This is a genomic window from Candidatus Microbacterium phytovorans, assembly GCA_029202445.1.
GTDB lineage: Bacteria > Actinomycetota > Actinomycetes > Actinomycetales > Microbacteriaceae > Microbacterium > Microbacterium phytovorans.
Genome location: CP119321.1, coordinates 440,839 through 463,504, shown reverse-complemented (window position 1 = coordinate 463,504; position 22,666 = coordinate 440,839). Strand labels below are relative to the sequence as shown.

22 protein-coding genes are annotated in these 22,666 nt (G+C 69.3%); 3 read left to right on the top strand and 19 right to left on the bottom strand.

The features are described 5' to 3' along the window. Window positions 1-15: 15 nt before the first annotated feature. The 4 genes from hisH to P0Y48_02155 all read right to left on the bottom strand — a co-directional run bounded on the left by hisH (window position 16) and on the right by P0Y48_02155 (window position 2,909). On the bottom strand, window positions 16-663 hold the full coding sequence (hisH, locus tag P0Y48_02170) for an imidazole glycerol phosphate synthase subunit HisH (GenBank protein WEK14040.1): 648 nt from the start codon (window positions 661-663) through the stop codon (window positions 16-18). Beyond that, complete coding sequence (gene hisB / locus P0Y48_02165) at window positions 660-1,265, bottom strand: imidazoleglycerol-phosphate dehydratase HisB (GenBank protein ID WEK14039.1); 606 nt, start codon at window positions 1,263-1,265, stop codon at window positions 660-662. Before hisB ends, hisH begins: the two co-directional genes overlap by 4 nt. 84 nt (window positions 1,266-1,349) lie before the next feature. Then, window positions 1,350-2,441 carry a histidinol-phosphate transaminase gene (locus P0Y48_02160; GenBank protein ID WEK14038.1) on the bottom strand — a complete coding sequence of 364 codons (1,092 nt, stop codon included), beginning with the start codon at window positions 2,439-2,441 and terminating at the stop codon, window positions 1,350-1,352. 102 nt (window positions 2,442-2,543) lie between these two features. Next, complete coding sequence (locus P0Y48_02155) at window positions 2,544-2,909, bottom strand: LysM peptidoglycan-binding domain-containing protein (GenBank protein WEK14037.1); 366 nt, start codon at window positions 2,907-2,909, stop codon at window positions 2,544-2,546. A gap of 256 nt (window positions 2,910-3,165) precedes the next feature. Here P0Y48_02155 and lexA point away from each other — a divergent pair, with 256 nt between their 5' ends. Next, complete coding sequence (lexA, locus tag P0Y48_02150) at window positions 3,166-3,849, top strand: transcriptional repressor LexA (protein WEK14036.1); 684 nt, start codon at window positions 3,166-3,168, stop codon at window positions 3,847-3,849. A 12-nt stretch (window positions 3,850-3,861) separates the two neighbouring features. On the opposite strand, the gene metE is transcribed toward lexA, so the two are convergent. Beyond that, a complete protein-coding gene (gene metE, locus P0Y48_02145; GenBank protein ID WEK14035.1) occupies window positions 3,862-6,180 on the bottom strand; it encodes a 5-methyltetrahydropteroyltriglutamate--homocysteine S-methyltransferase in 2,319 nt (772 codons plus the stop codon). Continuing rightward, window positions 6,177-7,142: a methylenetetrahydrofolate reductase gene (locus P0Y48_02140; GenBank protein ID WEK14034.1), complete on the bottom strand. Its 966-nt coding sequence runs from the start codon at window positions 7,140-7,142 to the stop codon at window positions 6,177-6,179. Before P0Y48_02140 ends, metE begins: the two co-directional genes overlap by 4 nt. Window positions 7,143-7,388: 246 nt before the next feature. Here P0Y48_02140 and P0Y48_02135 point away from each other — a divergent pair, with 246 nt between their 5' ends. Beyond that, window positions 7,389-9,359, top strand: coding sequence for a prolyl oligopeptidase family serine peptidase (locus P0Y48_02135; GenBank protein WEK14033.1), 1,971 nt, complete (start codon window positions 7,389-7,391; stop codon window positions 9,357-9,359). Here the strand turns inward: P0Y48_02135 and hflX are convergent. Further along, window positions 9,347-10,864, bottom strand: coding sequence for a GTPase HflX (hflX, locus tag P0Y48_02130; protein WEK14032.1), 1,518 nt, complete (start codon window positions 10,862-10,864; stop codon window positions 9,347-9,349). The two genes, P0Y48_02135 and hflX, sit on opposite strands and share 13 nt — an antisense overlap. Before the next feature lie 90 nt (window positions 10,865-10,954). Between hflX and P0Y48_02125 the strand changes: the two genes are divergently transcribed. After that, entirely contained in the window at window positions 10,955-11,614 is a 660-nt protein-coding gene (locus tag P0Y48_02125) for a methyltransferase (protein ID WEK14031.1), read from the top strand. Window positions 11,615-11,626: 12 nt separating this feature from the next. On the opposite strand, the gene dapF is transcribed toward P0Y48_02125, so the two are convergent. The 12 genes from dapF to P0Y48_02065 all read right to left on the bottom strand — a co-directional run bounded on the left by dapF (window position 11,627) and on the right by P0Y48_02065 (window position 22,662). Beyond that, complete coding sequence (gene dapF, locus P0Y48_02120; GenBank protein ID WEK14030.1) at window positions 11,627-12,502, bottom strand: diaminopimelate epimerase; 876 nt, start codon at window positions 12,500-12,502, stop codon at window positions 11,627-11,629. A gap of 32 nt (window positions 12,503-12,534) precedes the next feature. Further along, the gene (locus P0Y48_02115; GenBank protein ID WEK14029.1) at window positions 12,535-12,957 is read right to left on the bottom strand and encodes a GNAT family acetyltransferase; all 423 of its coding nucleotides are present in this window, start codon (window positions 12,955-12,957) and stop codon (window positions 12,535-12,537) included. After that, a complete protein-coding gene (gene miaA, locus P0Y48_02110) occupies window positions 12,954-13,847 on the bottom strand; it encodes a tRNA (adenosine(37)-N6)-dimethylallyltransferase MiaA (GenBank protein ID WEK14028.1) in 894 nt (297 codons plus the stop codon). Before miaA ends, P0Y48_02115 begins: the two co-directional genes overlap by 4 nt. 62 nt (window positions 13,848-13,909) lie before the next feature. Continuing rightward, a complete protein-coding gene (gene miaB, locus P0Y48_02105) occupies window positions 13,910-15,460 on the bottom strand; it encodes a tRNA (N6-isopentenyl adenosine(37)-C2)-methylthiotransferase MiaB (protein WEK14027.1) in 1,551 nt (516 codons plus the stop codon). Between the two features lie 73 nt (window positions 15,461-15,533). Next, window positions 15,534-15,944 carry a regulatory protein RecX gene (locus P0Y48_02100; GenBank protein ID WEK14026.1) on the bottom strand — a complete coding sequence of 137 codons (411 nt, stop codon included), beginning with the start codon at window positions 15,942-15,944 and terminating at the stop codon, window positions 15,534-15,536. 318 nt (window positions 15,945-16,262) lie between these two features. Then, a complete protein-coding gene (recA, locus tag P0Y48_02095) occupies window positions 16,263-17,312 on the bottom strand; it encodes a recombinase RecA (protein ID WEK14025.1) in 1,050 nt (349 codons plus the stop codon). A gap of 228 nt (window positions 17,313-17,540) precedes the next feature. Next, window positions 17,541-17,762 (bottom strand): DUF3046 domain-containing protein, encoded by a 222-nt coding sequence (locus P0Y48_02090; GenBank protein WEK14024.1) that lies wholly within the window; start codon window positions 17,760-17,762, stop codon window positions 17,541-17,543. Window positions 17,763-17,781: 19 nt separating this feature from the next. Then, window positions 17,782-18,102, bottom strand: coding sequence for a helix-turn-helix transcriptional regulator (locus tag P0Y48_02085; GenBank protein WEK14023.1), 321 nt, complete (start codon window positions 18,100-18,102; stop codon window positions 17,782-17,784). Window positions 18,103-18,247: 145 nt separating this feature from the next. After that, the gene (locus P0Y48_02080) at window positions 18,248-18,808 is read right to left on the bottom strand and encodes a CinA family protein (protein WEK14022.1); all 561 of its coding nucleotides are present in this window, start codon (window positions 18,806-18,808) and stop codon (window positions 18,248-18,250) included. Next, window positions 18,805-19,380, bottom strand: a complete 576-nt coding sequence (gene pgsA, locus P0Y48_02075) for a CDP-diacylglycerol--glycerol-3-phosphate 3-phosphatidyltransferase (GenBank protein ID WEK14021.1) — start codon at window positions 19,378-19,380, stop codon at window positions 18,805-18,807. The genes P0Y48_02080 and pgsA overlap by 4 nt, the downstream gene beginning before the upstream one ends. A 39-nt stretch (window positions 19,381-19,419) precedes the next feature. Then, on the bottom strand, window positions 19,420-22,095 hold the full coding sequence (locus P0Y48_02070; GenBank protein ID WEK14020.1) for a DNA translocase FtsK: 2,676 nt from the start codon (window positions 22,093-22,095) through the stop codon (window positions 19,420-19,422). A 72-nt stretch (window positions 22,096-22,167) separates the two neighbouring features. Next, window positions 22,168-22,662, bottom strand: coding sequence for a GNAT family N-acetyltransferase (locus P0Y48_02065; GenBank protein WEK14019.1), 495 nt, complete (start codon window positions 22,660-22,662; stop codon window positions 22,168-22,170). Between the last annotated feature and the right edge of the window lie 4 nt (window positions 22,663-22,666).

The following is a 22,666-nucleotide window of genomic DNA, read 5'->3' as shown; positions in this document are numbered from 1 at the left end:
GCACAAGGAGAGAGGTTATCCCTGCGGGAGGGAATCGACCCAATTCGCGAGAAGACGGATGCCGGCCTCGCCGCTCTTCTCGGGGTGGAACTGCGTCGCCGACAGCGGCCCGTTCTCCACGGCGGCGAGGAACGGGCTGCCGTAGTCGCACCAGGTCACAGCCGGCTCCCGGAACGGACGCATGACCTCGAGCGTCCACTGCTGCACACCGTACGAGTGGACGAAGTAGAACCGCTCCTGCTCGAGACCGCGGAACAGCACGGAACCCTCACCGGGACGCACCGTGTTCCACCCCATGTGCGGCAGCACGGGGGCGTCGAGTTCGATCACCGTCCCCGGCCATTGCGCGAGTCCGTCGGTGACGTCACCGCGCTCGACACCCTGCTCGAAGAGGACCTGCATTCCGACACAGATGCCCAAGACGGGGCGCCCTCCGGCCAGGCGCCGCTCGATCGCCTCGTCGCCTCGGCTGGCACGCAGGGCATCCATCACGGCCCGGAACGCACCGACGCCCGGTACGAGGAGCCCCGCCGCGTCCTGAATGAGTCCGCGATCGGAGGTCAGCCGTGCGTCCGCCCCCGCGGCCACGAGCGCTTTGACGGCGGAGTGCACATTGCCCGATCCGTAATCGAGTACGGCGACCAGAGGTGCGGGGTCGCTCACAGAGCGCCCTTCGTGCTGGGCACACCCTTCACGAGCGGATCGAGTGACTTCGCCTGCCGGAACGCGCGGGCCAGCGCCTTGTACTCGGCCTCCGCGATGTGGTGCGGGTCGCGGCCGCCCAGGACGGTCACGTGCATCGTGAGGCCCGCGTTGAAGGCGATCGCCTCGAAGGTGTGGCGCACGAGCGAACCCGTGAAGTGGCCGCCGATGAGGTGGTGTTCGAAGCCGGCGGGCTCACCCGTGTGCACGAGGTAGGGCCGGCCGCTGATGTCGACGACGGCCTGCGCGAGCGCCTCGTCGAGCGGGACGAGTGCGTCGCCGTATCGGGAGATGCCGGTCTTGTCGCCGAGGGCCTGGCGGATCGCCTGGCCGAGCACGATGGAGACATCCTCGACCGTGTGGTGTGCGTCGATGTCGGTGTCGCCCGACGCGCGCACCGTCAGGTCGGTGAGGGAGTGCTTCGCGAACGCGGTGAGCAGGTGATCGAAGAACGGGACGGTCGTGTCGATGTGGCTGACCCCGGACCCGTCGAGGTCGAGTTCCAGCTCGACGGTGGACTCGCTCGTCGCGCGGCGCAGTGTCGCCGTCCGGGAGGTGCTCATGGGCCGATTGTACCGAGGCGGGGGCGCACCCCGCGTCGTGTTGCGGGGGCGGTGACCTCGCTCGCGACCCAGGGTGGACGAACGTCAGAGCGAGGCGAGCGCCTCGAGGAAGGCGGTGGACTCGTCGGCCGTTCCCGCCGTCACACGAAGGCTGTGGGCGATCCCGACGTCGCGGATGAGCACGCCCCGGTCGTAGAGGCCCTGCCACGTCGCGGCCGGATCGTCGACTCCCGAGAAGAGGACGAAGTTGGTCCAGCTCTCGAACGGGGTGTAACCGAGCGCATCGAGGGTGGCGGAGATCCGATCGCGCTGAGCGACGATCTCGTCGACCATCGACAGCATGGTGGGAGCATGGCGCAGCGCGGCCGTCGCCGCCGCCTGCGTCAGGGCACTGAGGTGGTACGGAAGGCGCACGAGACGCAGCGCGTCGATGACGCCCGGGTCGGCGGCGAGGTACCCGACACGCGCACCCGCGAAAGCGAAGGCCTTACTCATCGTGCGCGAGACGACCAGCCGCTCCCGGCCGGGCAGCAGGGTCAATGCCGACCGCTCCTCGCGCGGCGCGAACTCCTGGTAGGCCTCGTCGACGATCACGATCCCGCGGGATGCCTCGTAGACGGCGTCGATGACCTCGAGCGACATGGGGGTGCCAGTGGGGTTGTTGGGTGCGCAGAGGAAGATGACGTCCGGGTCGGCCGCGGCGACCTGAGCGGATGCCGAGTCCGACGACACCGTGTAGTCGGGGTCGCGCACGCCGGCGACGTACTCGGCGCCGGTCGCCCGGGTGAGGAGCGGATACATCGAATAGGTGGGTCCGAATCCGAACGCCCGGCGTCCCGGCCCTCCGAAGGCCTGGAGCAGGTGCTGGAGCACTTCGTTCGACCCGTTCGCCGCCCAGATCTGATCGCGATCGAGCCCGTGTCCCAGGTAGTCCGCGAAGCCCTCGCGCAGGGCGGTGAACTCCCGGTCGGGATAGCGATTGACCTCACGCAGAGCGAGGGCGATGCTATCGAGAATGTCGTCGGCGACCTCTTCGGGCACCGGGTGCGTGTTCTCGTTGACGTTCAGCGCGACGGGGAGAGGCGCTTGCGGAGCACCGTAGGGCGTCAGCCCACGAAGATCGTCGCGGAGGGGAAGATCCTCGAGGCGGGCGCGTCCGTCGGTAGGAGAACTCACTCCCCCATGCTACGGCGCGCCTCAACGCGAGCGAGAAACGCACGTAGCCGAGAGTGACACATCACGACGCGCGCGGGGAGCCGCTCACGAGCTGCAGGAATGTCAGTCGCGAGGCGCGTACTCGGCCGGGATCGCGAGAGTGTCGCCCGCGACGAGCTCCGCGGAGCCAAGGGCGTTGAGCCGGGCGATCGCGTCGACGACGTCACGGGGATCGGCCGCTGGCGCGACCTCTTCCGCGATGGACCACAGGCTGTCACCGGGAAGCACGGTGACAGAGGTGAACGCCCCCTCCGGCGCCCCGTGATCGGCCGACGCCAGCGCGCCACCTCCGGAGACGATCGCGATGCTCAGCGCGGCGATCGCCGGGAGAGCGGCGAGGAAGGCCACGACACGGCGGCCGCGCACCGTCAGGCGCAGACGCGTCGCCGAGGTCAGCGAGGGTGCTGCGGCGATATCGATGGTGGTCATGAGTCCTCCTGGGGTTCGGAACTTCGTACCCGACCCTCGGCCGGGAGAGCCGGGTACGAAGTTCTTTTCCGAATCTATCTTCGATACATCTAGAGTGTCAAGCACGTCCGACATCGGAGATGAATCGAACGCGACACGCGATCCACTCCCGTCCACCAGCGGCGGAACCGGATACGGTTTCGACAACAAGACCCCATCACCTACCTCCGACATTCGAAGGCGTAGACCTTCCGGAGGGCTCGAGAGGAGCGCGGCCATGGACGAGATCCGGTCATCCCGGGACAGGCCCCAGACCCGACGGCGCACGTCGCTGAGCGACAAGCAGCTGGCTATCCTCGAGGTCATCCAGCGCTCGATCGCCCACCACGGCTACCCGCCGAGCATGCGGGAGATCGGCGACGCGGTCGGCCTGAAGTCACTCTCGAGCGTCACGCACCAGCTCAACCAGCTCGAGCTCAGCGGATACCTGCGGCGCGACCCGGGCAAGACGCGCGCCATGGAGGTGCTCATCGACCTTCCCGGCAGCGCCGCCGAGAACCCCGCCGACGAAACCCCCTCGGTGGGGGACGCGGCGATGGTGCCGCTCGTCGGCCGGATCGCCGCCGGCATCCCCATCACGGCCGACCAGCAGGTCGAAGAGATCTTTCCGCTCCCCCGCCAGCTCGTCGGCAAGGGCGACCTGTTCATGCTGAAGGTCAGCGGCGAGTCCATGATCGACGCGGCGATCTGCGATGGCGACTGGGTCGTCGTCCGATCGCAGGCGACGGCCGACAACGGCGAGATCGTGGCCGCGATGCTGGACGGCGAGGCCACCGTGAAGACGTTCCGCCAGCGCGACGGTCACACCTGGCTCCTGCCGCGGAACACCGCCTTCGAGCCGATCCTTGGCGATGAGGCCGTCGTCCTCGGAAAGGTCGTGGCGGTGCTCCGCGCCGTCTGAGCGCAGCGCCGATCATACGGAGGCCGCGAGCTTCTCCCTCACACGCGCCGTGGCATCGACGAGATTCCTCAACGACGCGACGGTCTCGTCGTAACCGCGGGTCTTGAGCCCGCAGTCCGGATTGACCCACACCTGCGCGAGCGGTAGACGCGCCGCGGCGCGTTCGAGCAGTTCGGCCACCTCGTCGGTGGACGGGACGCGCGGTGAGTGGATGTCGTAGACACCCGGGCCGACGCCATGCCCGAAGCCCGACGCGGCGATGTCGTCGATCACCTCTCCGCGGCTGCGCGCGGCTTCGATCGAGGTCACGTCCGCGTCGAGGGCCTCGATCGCGCCGATCACGACGTCGAACTCGGAGTAGCAGAGGTGGGTGTGCACCTGCGTGTGCGGTTGCGCGCCGGCGGTAGCCAGCGTGAACGATCCGACGGACCAGTCGAGGTACGCGGGCTGATCCGCGGCCTTGAGGGGAAGGAGCTCGCGCAACGCGGGTTCGTCGACCTGGATGATGCGGACCCCTGCTGCCTCCAGGTCGGTGATCTCGTCGCGCAGCGCGAGGGCCACCTGGTTCGCCGTCTCACTCCACGGCTGATCGTCGCGTACGAAGGACCATGCGAGGATCGTGACCGGTCCCGTCAGCATGCCTTTGACGTGGCGATCCGTGAGCGACTGCGCGAACCCCGTCCAGGCGACCGTGATGGGCGCCCGACGCGCGACATCCCCCCACAGGATCGACGGTCGCGTGGCTCGAGATCCGTACGACTGGACCCACCCATGGCGCGTCACCGCGAAGCCGTCAAGATGCTCGGCGAAGTACTGCACCATGTCGTTGCGCTCGGCCTCGCCGTGCACGAGGACGTCCAGACCCAGCTCCTCCTGCAGAGCGATGACGCGTGCGATCTCCTCGCGCAGGAACCGGTCGTACTCCCCCGCGGAGAGCTCTCCCCGCGCATGCGCCGCGCGAGCACGTCGGATGTCTGCGGTCTGCGGGAAGGAGCCGATGGTCGTCGTGGGCAGGACCGGCAGATCCAGGTCACGCTGCGCCTGTCGACGCGCTTCGTCGTCGACGCGAACGAAATCGGCGTCGTTCAGTGCGGCCGTGCGCTCCCGCACCGCACCGTCACGAACACCCCGCGCCGCGGCACGGTCGGCGAGCGCGGCTGTGGCGTCGTCGAGGTCGGGCCGGATCGCGTCGACACCCTCGCGGAGTCCGTGCGCCAGCGTGACGACCTGCGCGGTCTTCTGGTCGGCGAAGGCCAGCCAGCCCACGAGTCGGGGGTCGAGGTCGGGCTCGTCGGTCACGTCGTGCGGCACGTGCTGCAACGACGTCGACGTGGTCGCCACGACCTGCGCAGCACCCAGGCCGCTCAGTGCGCCGAGGTCGCTCCAGGCACGTTCCAGGTCACCGCGCCAGACGTTTCGGCCGTCTATGACACCGCCCAGGAGCACCTTCTCGGTCAGGCCCGGCACGGATGCCGGCACTTCACCACGCCGAAGGTCCAGCGCGATCGCCTCGACGGGCGCGGCCGCGAGCACCCGCCAGGCGTCGTCGGAGAGCTGAGCGTACCCGGCGGCCACCAACAGCTGCGGTCGCCCGGCGGCTGCTCCCAGTACGGCGTAGGCGCGCTCGGCGGCGTCAGCCAACTCGCGCTCCGTCAGCGCAAGAGACTGACTGACCAGCGCCGGCTCGTCGACCTGCACCCACTCGGCGCCCGCGTCGCGGAGCTCCGCGAGGAGCGCCGAGTAGACGGGCAGGAGGTCATCGAGCCGGTCGAGGGGACGGAAACCCTCGGGTGCGCCGTCCGACGGCTTGGAGAGGGCGAGGAACGTCACCGGGCCTACGAGCACGGGCCGCGTGAGGTAGCCCTCGGTGCGCGCTTCCCGAAGCTGCGCGGCGAATCGGTCGCCCGACCGCGAGAACAGCGTCTCGGGCCCGATCTCGGGAACCAGGTAGTGGTAATTGGTGTCGAACCACTTCGTCATCTCGAGCGGCGCTCGCTCCTCGTCGCCGCGCGCGACGGAGAAGTACGCCGAAAGGCCGATGTTGCCGTCGGCATCCCTCAGCGGATCGAACCGCGACGGGATGGCTCCGACGGCCACCGCCAGATCGAGGACCTGGTCGTAGTACGAGAACGTCTCCGGGATGGAAGAGTCGTCACGCCCGAGCCCGAGGCTCGCCAAGCGCGCGCGCGTCTGAGCGCGCAGCGTCGCCGCGGTCTGCTCCAGTTCCGTCTCCGAAGACCGCCCTGCCCAGTGCGACTCGACCGCACGCTTGAGTTCGCGACGTCGACCGATGCGGGGATAGCCGAGGATCGTTCCGGCGGGGAAGGTCATGCGGGGTTCTCCTGTTCGAGGGGACGGATACCGGCCTCGCGGAGCACCGCGAGCACCGTGTCGTGATTGTTGAAGGCGTACAGGTGCACACCAGGGGCACCACCGTCGAGGACGGCGTGGGCGAGCCCGGCCGCGTGGGCGATACCGACCTCACGCTGTTCCTCGGTGTTCGATGCCCGATCGAGCGCGCTGCCGAGCCCGGCGGGGCGCGCGTCGCCGGTGAGTTGGAGCACCCGAGCGAGACGTCCCGGGGAGGTGAGCGGCATGAAGCCGGGAAGGATGGGGATGCGGACACCGGCATCCCGGGCCCGATCGACGAAGTCGAGATAGTCGTCGGCCTCGAAGAACAGCTGCGTGATGGCCAAAGTCGCGCCCGCGGCCTGCTTGGCCAGCAGCGCGTCGATGTCCTCGTATCGGTGGCGTGACCGGGGGTGGCCGTTGGGGAAGGCGGCGACCGAGATCTGCACGCGCTCGCGCGGGGCGACTCGAGCGGCCCCGGGGACGCCGGGCACCTCCGCCTCGCTGTACGGCGCCCGCTCCGCCTGGACGCGATCGATCAGCTGCACGAGCTGGGCGGCGCTCTCGAGGTCGCCGAGGAAGGCGTCACCCTCGGACGCGCCGACGGGCGGGTCTCCGCGCAGCGCCAGGAAACGGGTGACTCCGGCGTCGAGGAACTCGCGGATGAGTGCCGTCGCGTCGGCGAGCGTGCTGCCGACGCAGGTCAGATGCGCCAAGGGCGGCACCGACGTCTCTCGCAGGATGTGCGTGAGCACCTCGAGCGAACGGCCACCAGACGAGCCGCCCGCGCCGAACGTCACCGAGATGAACTCGGGCGACACGCGCGCGAGCTGCCGGATGGTCTCGTGCAGCGCCGGCATCCCTTCGGGCCGGCGCGGCGGGTACACCTCGAAGGAAACGGGCACGGATGCCGGGGCGGCGGCCTCGGCGGCGGGATGCGACATGACAGATGGGTCCAGGGCGGGTCAGCGGGGGTGAGGCCGGTCGGCCGCGACCGCAACAGGCTGCGGTCTGCGGGCGGGTGCCGGGCTCGGCTGTCGCTCCTGCCCGTGGCGCGATAGGCGGCCTCCGGGCTGTCCCGGCCGGAGCCGGGTCGATGCCCCCACTCTAGGACCCCGCCGGGACGAGCCGCCCTTCTGTGACGTGTTGTTTCGCATCGACGGTCCCGGCACGGCGCGTACCGTGGAGGGATGGTCGACACACTCCCCTACGGCTCCTGGCCGTCCCCGCTGTCCGCCGCCGCTGCCGCCGCGGCCGCGCCGCGCTTCGACGGGGCCGCGTTCGTCGGCGACGAGATCTGGTGGGGAGAATCGATCCCCTCGGAGGGCGGACGGACCGCCGTACGCCGCCGTGACGCGGGCGGGCGGATCGTCGACGTGCTCCCCGCACCGTGGAACGCCCGCTCCCGGGTGCACGAGTACGGCGGTGGATCGTGGGCGGCGTCGCCCGACGGGCTCCTGTTCTTCGTGGAGAAGAGCGATCAGCGCATCTGGCTCCTCCGGGCCGACGGAACGACCGTCGCGCTCACCGACGACGACGGCGACGTCCGCTACGGCGGACTGTCCTGGCAGCAGGGGACGCTGCTGGCCGTACGCGAAGCGCACGGGCGCTCGCCCGTTCCCGCACGATCGATCGTCGCGATCTCGACGGCGGGGCACCTGACCACGTTGACCGAGGGCAGCGACTTCCTCGCCCAGCCCGCGCTCTCCCCCGACGGCGGACGACTCGCGTGGGTCGCGTGGAATCATCCCGACATGCCGTGGGATCGCACGACCCTCCAGCTGGGACGGGTCGCGCACGGCCGGGTGACCGAGGTGCGCACCGTCTCGTCGGGCCGCACGGCGGCGCTGCAGCCGGAGTGGACCGCGGAGGGAGATCTACTCTTCCTCGACGACCCGACGGGACGATGGAACATCTTCCGCGTCTCGGACGAGACCGCTCCCGCGGCCGTGTCCCCCGCCGATGCCGACACCGGCGGAGCACTGTGGGTTTTGGGTTCGCGCTGGTACGCGCCCCTACCGGACGGCGGTGCCCTGGCGGTGCGCACCGACGGTCACGATGAGGTCGTCCTGGTGGACCGGGCTGGAGTCGTCACGTCTGTGGACATCCCCGTCCGCAGCCGTGCACTCGTGGAGGCCGTCGATGGTCCGCGCGTACTCCTGTCAGGCGCCGCGCCGGGTGTGAGCGGCGTGTGGGCCGTGGACACCGTCCATGGATCGGTCGAACTCGTCCGCGGCGGCGGCTTCGAGGGCGATCCGGCCTGGCTGCCGCAGGGGCGCGGCGTCACCTTCGACGGCCCCCACGGCCCCGTCCACGCCGTCGACTACCGGCCGACGCATCCTCATGTCGTCGGTCCCGACGGCGAGCGGCCTCCCTACCTCGTGTGGGTGCACGGCGGGCCGACGGCGCACGTGGGCGACGTGGCCGAGCCGAAGGTGGCCTACTTCACGAGCCGCGGCATCGGCATCCTGGACGTCAACTACGGCGGGTCGACGGGGTACGGGCGCGCGTACCGCGAGCGGCTGCGTGGCCAGTGGGGGGTCGTCGATGTCGACGATGTCGTGGCAGCAGCGTCGGGCTTCGCAGCCGAGGGTGGAGCCGATCCCGCCCGGTTGGCCATCGAGGGCGGTTCCGCGGGCGGGTGGACGGTGCTTGCCGCCCTCGTCGGCAGCGACGCCTTCGCGGCGGGGGTGTCGAGGTACGGCGTCGGCGATGCGCGCGCCCTGGCCGCCGACACGCATGACTTCGAGGCCCGCTACCTCGACGGCCTGATCGGCCCATTGCCCGAGGCGGAGCAGCTCTATGTCGAGCGCTCGCCCCTCAGCCGCCCCGAAGGATTCCGCGTGCCGCTGCTCATTCTGCAGGGCGCCGAGGATGCCGTCGTGCCGCCGGCGCAGTCCGAAGCCATCCGCGACGCCCTCGCCGCGCGCGGGGTGCCTCGCGCGTACGTGCTGTACGACGGTGAAGGCCACGGCTTCCGGCGCCAGGAGACGGTCGTCCACGCCCTGGAGACCGAACTGGCCTTCCTGGGGGCGGTGTTCGGATTCCCCACGCCGGACGTGCCGCCGATCGACCTCCGTCCCGGAACTCGGGATGCCGGAGCTCCGGCGACCGACGTTGAGACGACCGAGGGTCGAACGACGGAGGATCAGACGAGGTAGGGCGAGAGCTCTGCGGCCAGACGCGCGTCGACGTGGGCGTGCACCGCGGTGCCGCCCTCCTCGTGAGCGGTCGAGACGATGTGACCCGATTCGTGCACCGCGTTGACGAGGTCGCCACGGTCGTAGGGCACGAGGGCACGCACCTCCACGGCAGGCAGCGGCAGCGCGGATTCGACGGCCGCGCGGAGTTCGGCGACGCCCTCCCCCGTCCGTGACGACACGAAGAGAGAATCCGGCTCGAGACCCCGCAGCACCAGCCGGGTGTCGGGGTCGACGAGGTCGGCCTTGTTGAACACCACGAGCTCACGAACCGAACGCGCGCCGACGTCGGCCATCACGTCACGAACGGTCGCGAGCTGAGCCGCGGGGTCCGGGTGCGAGCCGTCGACGACGTGGACGATCACATCGGCATCGGCGACCTCTTCCAGCGTGGAACGGAACGCCTCGACGAGCTGGTGCGGGAGATTGCGGACGAAGCCGACGGTGTCGGTGAGCGTGTAGATACGACCGTCGGTCGCCTGCGCGCGGCGCACCGTGGCATCCAGGGTGGCGAACAACGCGTTCTCCACCAGGACTCCGGCGCTGGTCAGCCGGTTCAAGAGGCTCGACTTTCCGGCGTTCGTGTATCCCGCGATGGCCACGGAGGGGATGGTGTGGCGCTTGCGCTCCGCCCGCTTCGCCTCGCGCGCCGGCGCGAAGTCACGGATCTGACGTCGAAGCTGAGCCATGCGGGTACGGATGCGGCGCCGGTCGAGCTCGATCTTCGTCTCACCCGGTCCGCGCGAGCCCATTCCCGCACCTCCCGCGCCGACCTGTCCACCGGCCTGACGGGACATCGACTCACCCCATCCGCGCAGGCGCGGAAGAAGATACTCGAGTTGGGCGAGTTCGACCTGCGCCTTGCCCTCACGGCTCTTCGCGTGCTGGCTGAAGATGTCGAGGATGACGGTGGTGCGATCGATGACCTTGACCTTCACCACGTCCTCGAGGGCGCGCCGCTGGCTGGAGGCCAGTTCGGTGTCGGCCACGACCGTGTCGGCGCCGACGGCGGCGACGAGGTCGCGCAGCTCGGCAGCCTTGCCACGGCCGATGTAGGTCGCGGGGTCGGGGTGGGGACGACGCTGCAGGACACCGTCGAGGACGACGGCGCCGGCCGTCTCTGCGAGGGCGGCGAGCTCGCGGAGCGAGTTCTCGGCATCGTCCTGCGAGCCCTGGGCGTACACGCCGACCAACACGACGTTCTCCAGCCGGAGCTGCCGGTACTCGACCTCCGTGACGTCTTCGAGTTCGGTGGACAGGCCCGCGACACGGCGCAGCGCGGCCCGCTCTTCGCGGTCCCACTGTTCACCGTCGACGTCGCCGTACGCGACGGTCGATGCGTCCTGAAGCGCCTGCGCGGCACCGAAGACGCGCACCCCGGATCGCCCGTCGGCGTGTGCGAGCACGCGGTCCACCGGGTCCACCGGCGTCTCGTCGGTGCTCTGCGGGGTGGTCGTGTCGGTCATGTGGTCCTTTCGCCGTGGTCCGCACAGACGTGCGGCCATCGTGCACTCTAGCCTCCCGTACTGGGAGGTCCTCCGCTACGCTCGGAGTCGATGTCGAGCGATCACTACTTCAGTGCGTCCCCGGCCAGTGCGGAGAACCTCCGTCGCATCCGCGTCTCGCTCGCCGGACGTGACGTCGAGGTCACCACGGCCGGCGGCGTCTTCAGTCCTGACCATGTCGACTCCGGCACGGCCGTTCTCCTGGCGAACATGCCGCCCGCGCCCCCGGGAGGCCACATCCTCGACCTCGGGTCAGGATGGGGTCCGATCGCCCTCACTCTCGCGCTGGAAGCACCGCACGCGACGGTGTGGGCGGTCGATGTCAACGAACGCGCACTCGACCTTGTGCGACGCAATGCTGCCGCCCTCGGCCTTACCAATATCAACGCCGCGCTCCCCGACGATGTTCCCGACGACGTCACCTTCCGCACGATAAGGTCCAATCCCCCCATCCGGGTCGGGAAGCACGAGCTCCACGGCCTGCTGGAGCGTTGGATACCGCGGCTCGATGAACGCAGTGACGCGTGGCTCGTCGTGCAGCGCAATCTCGGCTCCGATTCGCTGCAGCGCTGGTTGGCCGCCACGTGGGAGCACGGCTACAGCGTGTCTCGAGCGGCGACAGGTCGCGGCTTCCGGGTCCTCAGGGTGCGGCGGCACGGATCGCCGCCGACCGCAGCCATCCCGCTTCCGGACGGCACCGAGACCGCGTGAGGAGCCTCGCGCTCAGGCGAGGGTGACCTGTCCCGAGTAGACGAGGACAGCCGGGCCGGACAGGAGCACGTGCTCGCCGTCTTCGTGGTGGGTGATGCGCACACCCAGGCGGCCTCCGGGAACGTCGACGCGCCAGCGTTCCGGGGCTCGCTCACCCGCCCACAGCCGCACCGCGAGCGCCGTCGCGGCGACTCCCGTGCCGCAGGACAGCGTCTCACCCACACCACGTTCGAAGACGCGCATCGTCACCGCACCGACGCCGTCGTCGACGAGGGGATCGGCAGGGACGACGAACTCGATGTTCGCCCCTGCGGGCGGCTCCGGTGTGAGCCGCGGCTGCACGGTGAGGTCGAGCCCCTCGAGCTCGTCCGCGCTCGAGAGAGCCACCACGACGTGAGGGTTGCCGACATCGATCGCCTGGCCCGGGCGCGGGATGTCGAGCCCTCGAGCCCGCACGGTGACCTCGTCTGCCTCGCCGCGCCACCGGCCGAGGTCGACTTCGAAGCCGTCCTCACTCCGCGTCAGCGTCTTCGTTCCGGCGCGCGTGCCCACGAGGAGCGTCGCACCGTCGGGGAGGTCGACGAGTCCACTGTCGACGAGGTAGCGCGCAAATACGCGGATGCCGTTGCCGCACATTTCGGCAGCGGACCCATCGGCGTTCCGGTAGTCCATGAACCACTCCGCGTCGGGGGTGGCGGCACCTTCCGGGAGGTCTCGGGAGCGCACGACCCGCAGGATGCCGTCGCCGCCGATGCCGAACCGGCGGTCGCACAGCGCCGCAACCTGCCCATCGCTCAGCGACAGCACGCCGTCGACATCCGGGACGATCACGAAGTCGTTGCCGGTGCCGTGGCCCTTGGTGAACGGGACGGTGAGCGCAGTGGACACCCGTCAAGTCTAGGCGGGCCGGATGCGGGGCATCAGTCCGCGATGAGTCGCTTCCCGGTCGTCCACACCTCGAAGGGCTCGAAACCGAGCGAGGAGTAGAAGTCGTGCACCTCGACATTCTCGGTGCGCACCATCAATTGCACCTTCGGGCACCCCAGGTCGATCAGGAGTTCCTCCGCGCGCTCCACGAGACGGCGGCCGATGCCTTCGCCCCGGCGATCGGGACTGCTGGCGAGATAGTAGAGCCATCCGCGGTGGCCGTCATAGCCCGCCATCACCGAGCCGACGATCTCAGAGCCGTCGACGGCAACGAGGAACAGCTCCGGCTGGACGCGGAGCTTGCGTGCGATGTCCTGGTGCGGATTGTTCCACGGGCGGGTGAGCCCTGTCTCCTGCCACAGCGAGATGACGGGTTCCGTGTCGGCGAGTTCGAAAGCGCGGATGTCGAGGGTCATGCCGTCGAGTCTGCCAGCGCACCGGGGTCCGTGTCGGGCGGATACCAGGCGATCTCCGGGTACCGACGGAACCAGGACACCTGCCGACGGGCATAGCGGCGGGTGAGCGACTGCGTGGCGGCGATCGCTTCCGCCTCCGTCAGCCGTCCATCGAGCTGGTCCGCGGCCTGCGCGTACCCGATGGCACGGGAGGCAGTGGGTCCGTCGGCGAGCCCGAGCCCCTGCAGGTGGCGAACTTCGTCGAGGAGCCCGCTCGCCCACATCTGCTCCACGCGGCGGTCGAGGCGGGCCACGAGCTCTGCGCGGTCGAGATGGACGCCGAGCAGCGTCGTGCGCGGATGCCACAGCACCGGCGTATCGGGGAGGGCCGCGCCGTGCGTGGGCTCACCCTGAGCGAGGACTTCCAGTGCGCGCACGATGCGACGCCCGTTGCGCGGATCGACGCGGTCGGCCGTGTCGGGGTCGAGCGCGCGCAGTCGGGCGTGCAGGGCCTGCGTCCCTTCGCGGGCGAGGTCTTCCTCCAACCGCGCGCGGAGCGCGTCGTCGTGTGGCGGGAATCGGAAGTCGTAGACGACGCTGGACACGTACAGGCCCGACCCGCCGACGAGGATGGCGTCCGAGCCGCGGGAGAAGATGGCTTCGATGGCGCCCCGTGCCTGGCCCTGGTACCACGCGACTGCTGCTTCGTCGGTCACCTCGAGGACGTCGAAGAGGTGATGCGGGATGCCGCGCCGCTGCGCGGGCGGCAGCTTGGCGGTGCCGATGTCCATGCCGCGGTAGAACTGCATGGCATCCGCGTTGACGATCTCGGCGGGGCGGCCCCGCGAGGCCAGTTCTTCGCCGAGCCGCAGCGACAGCTCGGTCTTGCCGGTTCCGGTAGCGCCCACCACCGTCCACAGGCGTGGCAGGCGGGTCGATTCGCCGGCTGCCCGAACGGATGGCCCTGGCGTGGTCACGCCCCTGCGGGACGCAGCGCCGGCAGCCCCAACGACACGGCGCGCGGTGCCCCGTCGACAGCGGACGCGGGGACGCCGCACGACTCTGCCTGCGCCCGATCCCATGCGTCCCCTGCGCGAGTGCGTCGGATGCGCAGCGATCCGCCGTCGGTGCTGTCGGCGAGGAGGTGGAAGGGGGCGGCGTGCGTCACGGTGACGGTGACGACATCGCCCGGACGGGGCACGGCCGATCCGGCCGGCAGCTCGAAGTGGACGAGGCGGTTGTCCTCGGCGCGTCCGGTGAGCCGGTGGGTCTCGGCATCCTTCTTGCCCTCGCCGGCGGAGACGAGCACCTGCAGTTCGCGCCCCAGCTGACGCTGGTTCTCCTCGAGCGAGATGCGCTCCTGCAGGGCGACGAGGCGCTCGTACCGGTCTTGGACGACGGCCTTCGGCACCTGGTCGGGCATGGTGGCTGCGGGGGTGCCTTCGCGGATCGAGTACTGGAAGGTGAACGCGCTCGCGAAGCGCGACTCCTCGACGACCCGGAGAGTCTCCTGGAAGTCCTCCTCGGTCTCTCCCGGGAAGCCGACGATGATGTCGGTGGTGATCGCCGCGTGCGGCATGCGGGCACGCACGCGATCGAGGATGCCGAGGAACCGCTCGCTGCGGTACGAGCGGCGCATGGCCTTGAGGATGCGGTCGGACCCGGATTGGAGCGGCATGTGCAGCTGCGGCATCACCGCCGGGGTGTCGGCCATCGCGTCGATGACGTCATCGGTGAAGGCGGCGGGGTGTGGACTGGTGAACCGGATGCGCTCGAGCCCGGGAATCTCGCCCGCGGCGCGGAGGAGCTTGCCGAAGGCCTGGCGATCGCCGAACTCCACGCCGTAGCTGTTGACGTTCTGTCCGAGGAGCGTGACTTCGATCGCGCCGTCGTCGACGAGCAGCTTGATCTCGCTGAGGATGTCGCCGGGACGGCGGTCCTTCTCCTTGCCGCGGAGGCTCGGGACGATGCAGAAGGTGCAGGTGTTGTTGCAGCCGACCGAGATCGAGACCCAGCCGCTGTGGACGGCATCGCGCTTGGTCGGCAGCGTAGACGGGAAGACCTCCAGCGCCTCGAGGATCTCCAGTTCCGCATCACCGTTGTGTCGCGCGCGCTCGAGCATCCCCGGCAGAGACCCCATGTTGTGGGTACCGAAGACGACATCCACCCACGGCGCCTTCTGGAGCACCGCGTCTTTGTCCATCTGGGCAAGGCACCCGCCGACAGCGATCTGCATGCCTTCGTGTCGGTCTTTGCGGCTCTTGAGGTGCCCGAGCGTGCCGTACAGCTTGCCGGCGGCATTGTCGCGGACCGCGCACGTGTTGATCACGACGACGTCGGCCTCGCTGCCGGCCTCCGCGCGGACGTAGCCTGCGCTCTCCAGGGAGCCGGAAAGCCGCTCGGAGTCGTGCACGTTCATCTGACAGCCGAAGGTGCGCACCTCATAGGTGCGCGCCGTACCGTCGGCGGCGATAGACGCCGGCGAGCTTTCGATGATCGTCGGGGCGGAGGACGGGGAAGTCATGATGGGCTCCATTGTACGAGCCACCCTCCCCTCACCTCTCCGACCGACCGAGCGGCGCACTCATCGTTGCGCGTCAGCGGAATCGGACACCCGACGATGGGCCGCCCGCTTCGTCGAGCGCCTGTCGCGCCGCCGACATCGCGAGACTCCCCGCGAACCCGCGGCGCGCCAACTGACCGTGCAGACGCCGCATCGCCGTGTCCCGATCGAGCGAGACGAGATTGCGGGCCTTCTGCCGCGCAAACGCCAACGCACGCTCGGCATCGTCGTCGGGAAGCTCCGCCAGAACGGCATCAATCACCTCTCGACCGAGACCCCGCGCCGCGAGCGTCTGTGCGACCGAGTGCCGGCCTTGCGCCTTACGATCTGTCGCCACGTGCACCAGCTGCTCGGCCAGACGCATGTCATCGAGGTAGCCGTGCCCGAGAAACGCCGCCACGATCGCGTCGATCTCCTGCGGGTCGAGTTCGTGCTGCGCCAGCACGCCTCTCGCCTCGCGTTCGGACAACGAGCGCCCTCGCAGCTTCGTCAGTAAGGCCGTCTCGGCGTGCCTTCTGACGTCGGCCCGATCGCTCTCCAGTAACGGGACGTCCCCCGCCGAGGTCTCGGCCTCTGTGTGGTCGACGATCCAACTGCGATGCCAGTCGCCTGCACGCGCATGCGGTGAAGCAGACGGCTCGGCCGCATTCGCCCGCTCACCCGCCCCGAAGAGCGGGATGACGGGGGCGAGCCGGTCCCCCCGGTCCGGCCCACCCCCGTGCGAGTCCCCCGTCAACATGAATGAACCGAGCGCTCGTCCGGCTCACGCGGGTCGGCGCGCGGCCAGCTCGTCGGCTGCGGGCGCCGCCGTCTTGGGCTGACCGATGCCGAGCTTCTGCTTGATCTTCGTCTCGATCTCGGCCGCCACATCGACGTTCTTGATCAAGAAGTTGCGAGCGTTCTCCTTGCCCTGCCCGAGTTGCTCACCGTCGTACGTGTACCACGCACCCGACTTCTTGACGATCGTGTGCTCGACGCCGAAGTCGATGAGACTTCCCTCGCGGGAGATGCCGACCCCGTACAGGATGTCGAACTCTGCCTGCTTGAAGGGCGGAGCCATCTTGTTCTTGACGACCTTGACGCGCGTACGGTTGCCGACTGCGTCGGTGCCGTCCTTCAGCGTCTCGATGCGACGGATATCGAGACGAACCGACGCGTAGAACTTCAGCGCCTTTCCTCCCGCGGTCGTCTCCGGCGATCCGAAGAACACACCGATCTTCTCGCGCAGCTGGTTGATGAAGATCATCGTGGTGTTGGTCTGGTTGAGACCACCGGTGAGCTTGCGAAGTGCTTGCGACATCAGGCGAGCCTGCAGACCGACGTGCGAATCTCCCATCTCGCCCTCGATCTCCGCCTTCGGCACGAGCGCGGCCACCGAGTCGATGACGACGAGGTCGATTGCCCCCGACCGCACGAGCATGTCGGCGATCTCGAGCGCCTGCTCACCCGTATCGGGCTGGGATACCAGCAGCTGGTCGATGTCGACCCCGAGCTTCTGTGCATAGTCGGGGTCGAGCGCGTGCTCCGCGTCGATGAACGCGGCGATGCCGCCCGCACGCTGGACGTTGGCGATCGCGTGCAGCGTCAGAGTGGTCTTGCCGGATGATTCGGGTCCGTAGATCTCGATGATTCGACCACGCGGCAATCCGCCGACGCCGAGAGCGACATCGAGCGCGATGGAACCGGTGGGGATGACCTCCACCGGTGCACGCTCGTCACTGCCCAGCCGCATGACCGAGCCCTTTCCGAATTGGCGGTCGATCTGGGCGAGGGCCGACTCCAGGGCCTTCTCGCGGTCTGCGGGTGATGGCATGACGTGCTCCTTCGTGCTCGCGTTTCCGTCGCCTGTAGGCTGTCGCGCTCCCACCGGTGGAGGGACGCTGCGACAAGGCGGAGGTGTCTCGATGACGCCGTCGACGCTACGCCGGGGTTCCGACATCTGTCGGGCGTCTCCGGCTCACGGGGGACGACTTCTCTGCGATACCTCTTGTGGAGGACACTACGCTCTATCGAACACCTGTTCGATGCGACACGCGGAAAGTCACCGACGAGATTCGACGCGACCGACGCCGTGACGCCGCGCCATCGGGACATCGGCCTCAGCACACAGCGCCAGCCACACCTCGCGCGTATCGACCCCGTCGGTCAGGGCCTGCGACGCGGTGCGATACGACAGCGCGCTCAGCGCCAGATCCGAGACGAGCGCATCGCCCTGCGTACCGAACTCCGCCGTCACGGCGCGCGTGAACTCACTCAAACGCATGAACGGAACGAAACCGCGCTCAGCGCAGGGACAGCTCGGGCTGCGCGAAGTCCTCGTCGAGCGACGCGAGGTCGTCGGGGACGACATCGGGGAAGGTCTGCAACCCCTCGAGGACGGAGATGCGGTCGCCCACCTCGCGCATGATGGTCGAGATGGGCACATCGAGCGCGTCGGCCACGGCGGCCAGGATCTCGCTGGAGGCTTCCTTCTGACCGCGCTCTACCTCGCTGAGGTAGCCCAGCGCCACACTGGCGCGTCCCGCGACCTGCCGGAGCGTCTTGCCCTTCTGCAGGCGCATGTCACGAAGGACGTCACCGATCTCTTGACGAACCAGGATCATGTCAGGCCCCCTTCTGTGACGATGATTCCGCGGTCGCGGATGGACCACGGTACAGCACTTGGCTGTCACCCTAGCCCCGTAGTGCTGGAGAAAGGGTGGGAATCGCTCAGATGTAACGGAGGAGAAACACCGGCTATTCCCGGTGTCAGAGTGCGTCGAACGCGAGACGCAGGGCGAGTGCCGCCGCCTCCGCGCGGATCTCCTGCCGATCGCCGGTCAACACCAGCGATTCCACGCGCGAACCGAGCGGGGTCGAGACCGCCAGGTGCACGGTGCCCACCGGCTGCCCGTCGGGTGACACCGGCCCCGCGATGCCCGTCGTCGCGATGCCCACGTCGGCCGCGTCGTCTCCACGTCCGAGTACGCGGCGGGCGCCCTCAGCCATTTGGCGCGCGACGCGCGGATGCACGGGTCCGTGGGCGGCGAGGAGCGTCGCATCGACCCCTAGGACGGTCTGCTTGATGTCGGTCGCGTAGGCGACGATGCCGCCGCGCAGCACGGCAGACGCACCCGGGACCGAGACGACGGATGCCGCCACGGCTCCGCCCGTCAGAGACTCCGCGACCCCGAGGGTCCAGCCGAGCTCCTTGAGCCGGTTGACGAGGCGTTCGGCATCCGAGGGGCGTCCATGCGACACGAGCGTCGCTTCGACATCGTCCACCTCCCCCGCCTGACGTGCGGCCCGGGCTTCACGACGTGTCGTCATGCGCTCTTCCTCCGTGTCGAGCGCGCGCCGCGGATTTCGGTGAGGGCGTAGTCGAGACCGCTCGCCACGGTGAGGACCACCGCGACGGTCATGGCGACCGCGTTGACGACGTGGATCCACTCGCCGACCACCGTCCACAACGGCAGCAGCGCGAGCGAGAGGGCGACCGCCTGAGCGACCGTCTTGAGCTTTCCCATCCACGCGGCGGCCACCACATGATCGCTCGCGACGACGAGTCGATGCACCGTGATCCCCACCTCCCGCACCAGGACGAGGATCGTGATCCACCAGTCCAGTTCGCCGAGGAGGGACAGCCCCACGAACGCCGCGCCGGTCAGCACCTTGTCGGCGATCGGATCGAGCAGCTTGCCGAGATCGGTGACGATGTCGTGCCGGCGCGCGAGGTAGCCGTCGATGCCGTCTGTCGCGATCGCGACGACGAACAGCGCCGCCGCGCCCCATCGAAGAGGGCCGTCGGCACCGTCGTCCGCCAGGAGCATCCAGACGAAGACAGGGGCGCAGAGGATCCGAACGATCGTGATCGCGTTGGGGAGCTGCCGAGGGATCGTCACGTCGCCGAGCCTATCCGAGCCGGTTCCACCGCGAACCGGTCAATCGCGTCCCGTGAGGCCCCAGGCATCCTCATCTCCCGCGTCGCCGTCCACGACCTCGTACCCGTCGAACTGGGCTTCCACGGCATCCGACGATCCACCGGAGGCGGCCCCGGCGGGCGGATCTACGCCGCGGAGTCGGGCGAGTACGGTCGGCAACTGCTCGGGCGTGACCAGCACGTCACGAGCCTTCGAACCCTCGGACGGGCCCACGATCTCGCGAGACTCGAGGAGGTCCATCAGGCGGCCCGCCTTCGCGAAGCCGACGCGGAGCTTGCGCTGCAGCATCGACGTCGAGCCGAACTGGGTCGAGATGATCTGCTCCGCCGCAGCCAGCAACAGCTCGAGATCGTCGCCGATGTCGGCATCGATCTCTTTCTTCTCCGCGACCGCCTGGACATCGGAGCGGTACTCCGGCTGCGCCTGCTTCTTGACGTGCGCGACGACCTTCTCGATCTCGCTCTCGGCGACCCACGCCCCCTGCACGCGGACCGCCTTCGACGCGCCCATCGGAAGGAAGAGCCCGTCACCCTGCCCGATCAACCGGTCTGCGCCCGGCTGGTCGAGGATGACGCGCGAGTCGGTGACGCTCGTGACGGCGAAGGCGAGGCGCGAAGGCACGTTCGCCTTGATGAGCCCCGTCACGACGTCGACCGACGGTCGCTGCGTCGCCAGGACGAGGTGGATGCCGCTGGCCCGCGCGAGCTGGGTGATGCGCACGATCGAGTCTTCGACGTCGCGGGGTGCCACCATCATGAGATCGGCGAGCTCGTCGACCACCACGAGAAGGTACGGGTAGGGCTTGAGCACGCGCTCGCTGCCGGCGGGGAGGGTGATCTCCCCCGCGACGACCGCGCGATTGAAGTCGTCGATGTGACGGAAGCCGAACGACGCGAGGTCGTCGTAGCGCATGTCCATCTCCTTCACCACCCACTGCAGCGCCTCGGCCGCCTTCTTGGGATTGGTGATGATGGGCGTGATGAGGTGCGGGACGCCCGCGTAGGAGGTCAGCTCGACCCGCTTGGGGTCGATGAGCACCATGCGGACGTCGCTCGGCTTCGCGCGCATGAGCAGGCTCGTGATCATCGAGTTCACGAAGCTGGACTTGCCCGAACCGGTCGAGCCTGCGACCAGGAGGTGCGGCATCTTCGCGAGGTTCGCGACGACGTACCCGCCGCCGACGTCCTTGCCCACGCCGATGGTCATGGGGTGGGTCTGCGCGGCGGCGGCCTGAGAGCGCAGCACGTCGCCCAAGGTCACGATCTCACGGTCGGCGTTGGGGATCTCCACGCCGATCGCGCTCTTGCCAGGGATGGGCGCGAGGATGCGGACCTCGTTGGAGGCCACCGCGTAGGCGATGTTGTTGGTGAGCGCGGTGATGCGCTCCACCTTGACGCCCGGGCCGAGCTCGATCTCGTACTGCGTGACCGTCGGCCCACGGGAGAAGCCGGTGACACGTGCATCGACGGAGAACTGCTCGAACACGCCCATGATGGCCCGCACGACCTGGTCGTTGGCTTCCGAGCGCGCCTTGTGCGGCGTGCCTGCGGCGAGCGCCTCGACCGAGGGCAGCCGGTAGGGAAGAGCAGGCGGACGACCGTCGTGGTCGCCGCCGAGACCCGACAGTCCAGGAAGCAGACCGTCGTCGTGGACCTCTTCCGCGTCTTCGCGGATGCCGAGATCCGCGCCCCGTGCGGCGCGCTGCGCACCGGCCACGACGCGCGGATCGATGATCTCCGTCGGAGCCTCCGACGGCGGTGCGGGAGGCGCGACCGCCGGAACGGCCTGGTCGAAGCCTCCCGTGGCCGACGACTCCAGCAGCGCCGTGAGGTCGTCCGAACCCAGGTGCCCGTCGACATCCTCTTCTCGGCCCGACTTGTTGCGGCGCCACCACGGCAACGCGTCGTCGTCCTTCTCGTCCTTGTCGGCCTTGCCGAAGGCGACGGTCGCGGCATCCGAGCCGGCCTCGCTGCGCTCTGCGCCGAACATCCAGGCGTACAGATCGCCCAGGCGCGCTCCGATGCGGTTCGGCGGAGTCTTAGTGAGGATGAGGACGCTCAGCACGGCCAGCAGTCCGAGGACGATGTAGGCGGGGATGAGAGTGAGGTAGCTCAGCGGCTGCCCGATCATCCAGCCGAACAAGCCGCCCGCCGCGCTCAGCTTCAGCACACCCTGAGCGGGTTGCGGGGCACCCCCGGCGAGGTGACAGAAGCCGGAGAGAGTGAGAACGAACAAGCCGAAGCCGATCCCGATGCGTCCGTTGTCGTACACGGAGGAGGGATGCCGGAACAGCCACCCCGCCAGGAGCACGAGAAGGATCGGGAGCAGGAACGACGCGCGTCCGATGATGAGCCCGAACGTGTAGGCGCTGATATTCGTGCCGATGTCGGTGCCGATGAAGAACCACTCGTTGACGCCGCCGGCGACAGCCAGCAGCACCAGGAAGAACGGGAAGCCGTCGCGACGCTGCTCCTTCTCGAGCGTCTCGGGCCCGAACGCACGGAACATACCCCCGACACCATGGGCCAGGCCGAGCCACGCGCGCACGAGCGCGGGAGGCCGGTCGACGTCGTCGACGTATCGCTTCGGAGCCGGCTCGGGCTTCTTGGCGCGCGACGACGTCGAGCTCTTCGCGGACGTGCGCGGGCTCGTGGTCGGGTTCGTGCTCCTGGCCATTCCTCCACGGTACGACCGACACCTGACGTTCCCGCGTAGCGACGCGACCCTCCGGCGGCACGGACCGGACGGTCAGCGCAGGCGCTTGACCATCGTGTCGCGCCCGATACCGGCGGTCGTGACCGCGAAACCCTCGCTCCGATACAGCGTCCGGGCGAAGTTGCCGCGCTCCACCGAGAGGCTCAGTCGTCCGTAGCCCTCCGCGCGCGCCTGGTCGCACAGACGTTGCAGCAGGGCGCGACCGACACCGTGGGCGCGCCAGATGGGCCGGACGCCGATGATCAGTTCCGGCACCCCGGTTCCCACGTACCCGAAGCCGGGTTCGGTGCGCGGCAGCATCCGGTACCACGCCGCCCCGATGGGCGTGTCGTGGGGGTCGATCGCGACGACCCCCGCGTCGCCCGGCCTCATCCAGCCGGAGAGGTATCGCGCATGGTCGGGCTGGGACAGCACCTCGTGTCGGGGCCGCGCCCCCTCCGGACGCCAGTTCGCCGCCTCGACCACCATGTCCGCGAGGAACGCGCCATCGCCTTGGACGGCAGGGCGCACACGAAAGACAGCGGGCATGTGG

Coding starts and splice junctions, on each gene's coding strand:
- hisB (WEK14039.1), bottom strand. CDS start 1,265: ATGAGCACCTCCCGGACGGCGACACTGCGCCGCGCGACGAGCGAGTCC.
- P0Y48_02155 (WEK14037.1), bottom strand. CDS start 2,909: ATGACCACCATCGATATCGCCGCAGCACCCTCGCTGACCTCGGCGACG.
- lexA (WEK14036.1), top strand. CDS start 3,166: ATGGACGAGATCCGGTCATCCCGGGACAGGCCCCAGACCCGACGGCGC.
- metE (WEK14035.1), bottom strand. CDS start 6,180: ATGACCTTCCCCGCCGGAACGATCCTCGGCTATCCCCGCATCGGTCGA.
- P0Y48_02140 (WEK14034.1), bottom strand. CDS start 7,142: ATGTCGCATCCCGCCGCCGAGGCCGCCGCCCCGGCATCCGTGCCCGTT.
- P0Y48_02135 (WEK14033.1), top strand. CDS start 7,389: ATGGTCGACACACTCCCCTACGGCTCCTGGCCGTCCCCGCTGTCCGCC.
- hflX (WEK14032.1), bottom strand. CDS start 10,864: ATGACCGACACGACCACCCCGCAGAGCACCGACGAGACGCCGGTGGAC.
- P0Y48_02125 (WEK14031.1), top strand. CDS start 10,955: ATGTCGAGCGATCACTACTTCAGTGCGTCCCCGGCCAGTGCGGAGAAC.
- P0Y48_02115 (WEK14029.1), bottom strand. CDS start 12,957: ATGACCCTCGACATCCGCGCTTTCGAACTCGCCGACACGGAACCCGTC.
- miaB (WEK14027.1), bottom strand. CDS start 15,460: ATGACTTCCCCGTCCTCCGCCCCGACGATCATCGAAAGCTCGCCGGCG.
- recA (WEK14025.1), bottom strand. CDS start 17,312: ATGCCATCACCCGCAGACCGCGAGAAGGCCCTGGAGTCGGCCCTCGCC.
- P0Y48_02090 (WEK14024.1), bottom strand. CDS start 17,762: ATGCGTTTGAGTGAGTTCACGCGCGCCGTGACGGCGGAGTTCGGTACG.
- P0Y48_02085 (WEK14023.1), bottom strand. CDS start 18,102: ATGATCCTGGTTCGTCAAGAGATCGGTGACGTCCTTCGTGACATGCGC.
- P0Y48_02080 (WEK14022.1), bottom strand. CDS start 18,808: ATGACGACACGTCGTGAAGCCCGGGCCGCACGTCAGGCGGGGGAGGTG.
- P0Y48_02070 (WEK14020.1), bottom strand. CDS start 22,095: ATGGCCAGGAGCACGAACCCGACCACGAGCCCGCGCACGTCCGCGAAG.
- P0Y48_02065 (WEK14019.1), bottom strand. CDS start 22,662: ATGCCCGCTGTCTTTCGTGTGCGCCCTGCCGTCCAAGGCGATGGCGCG.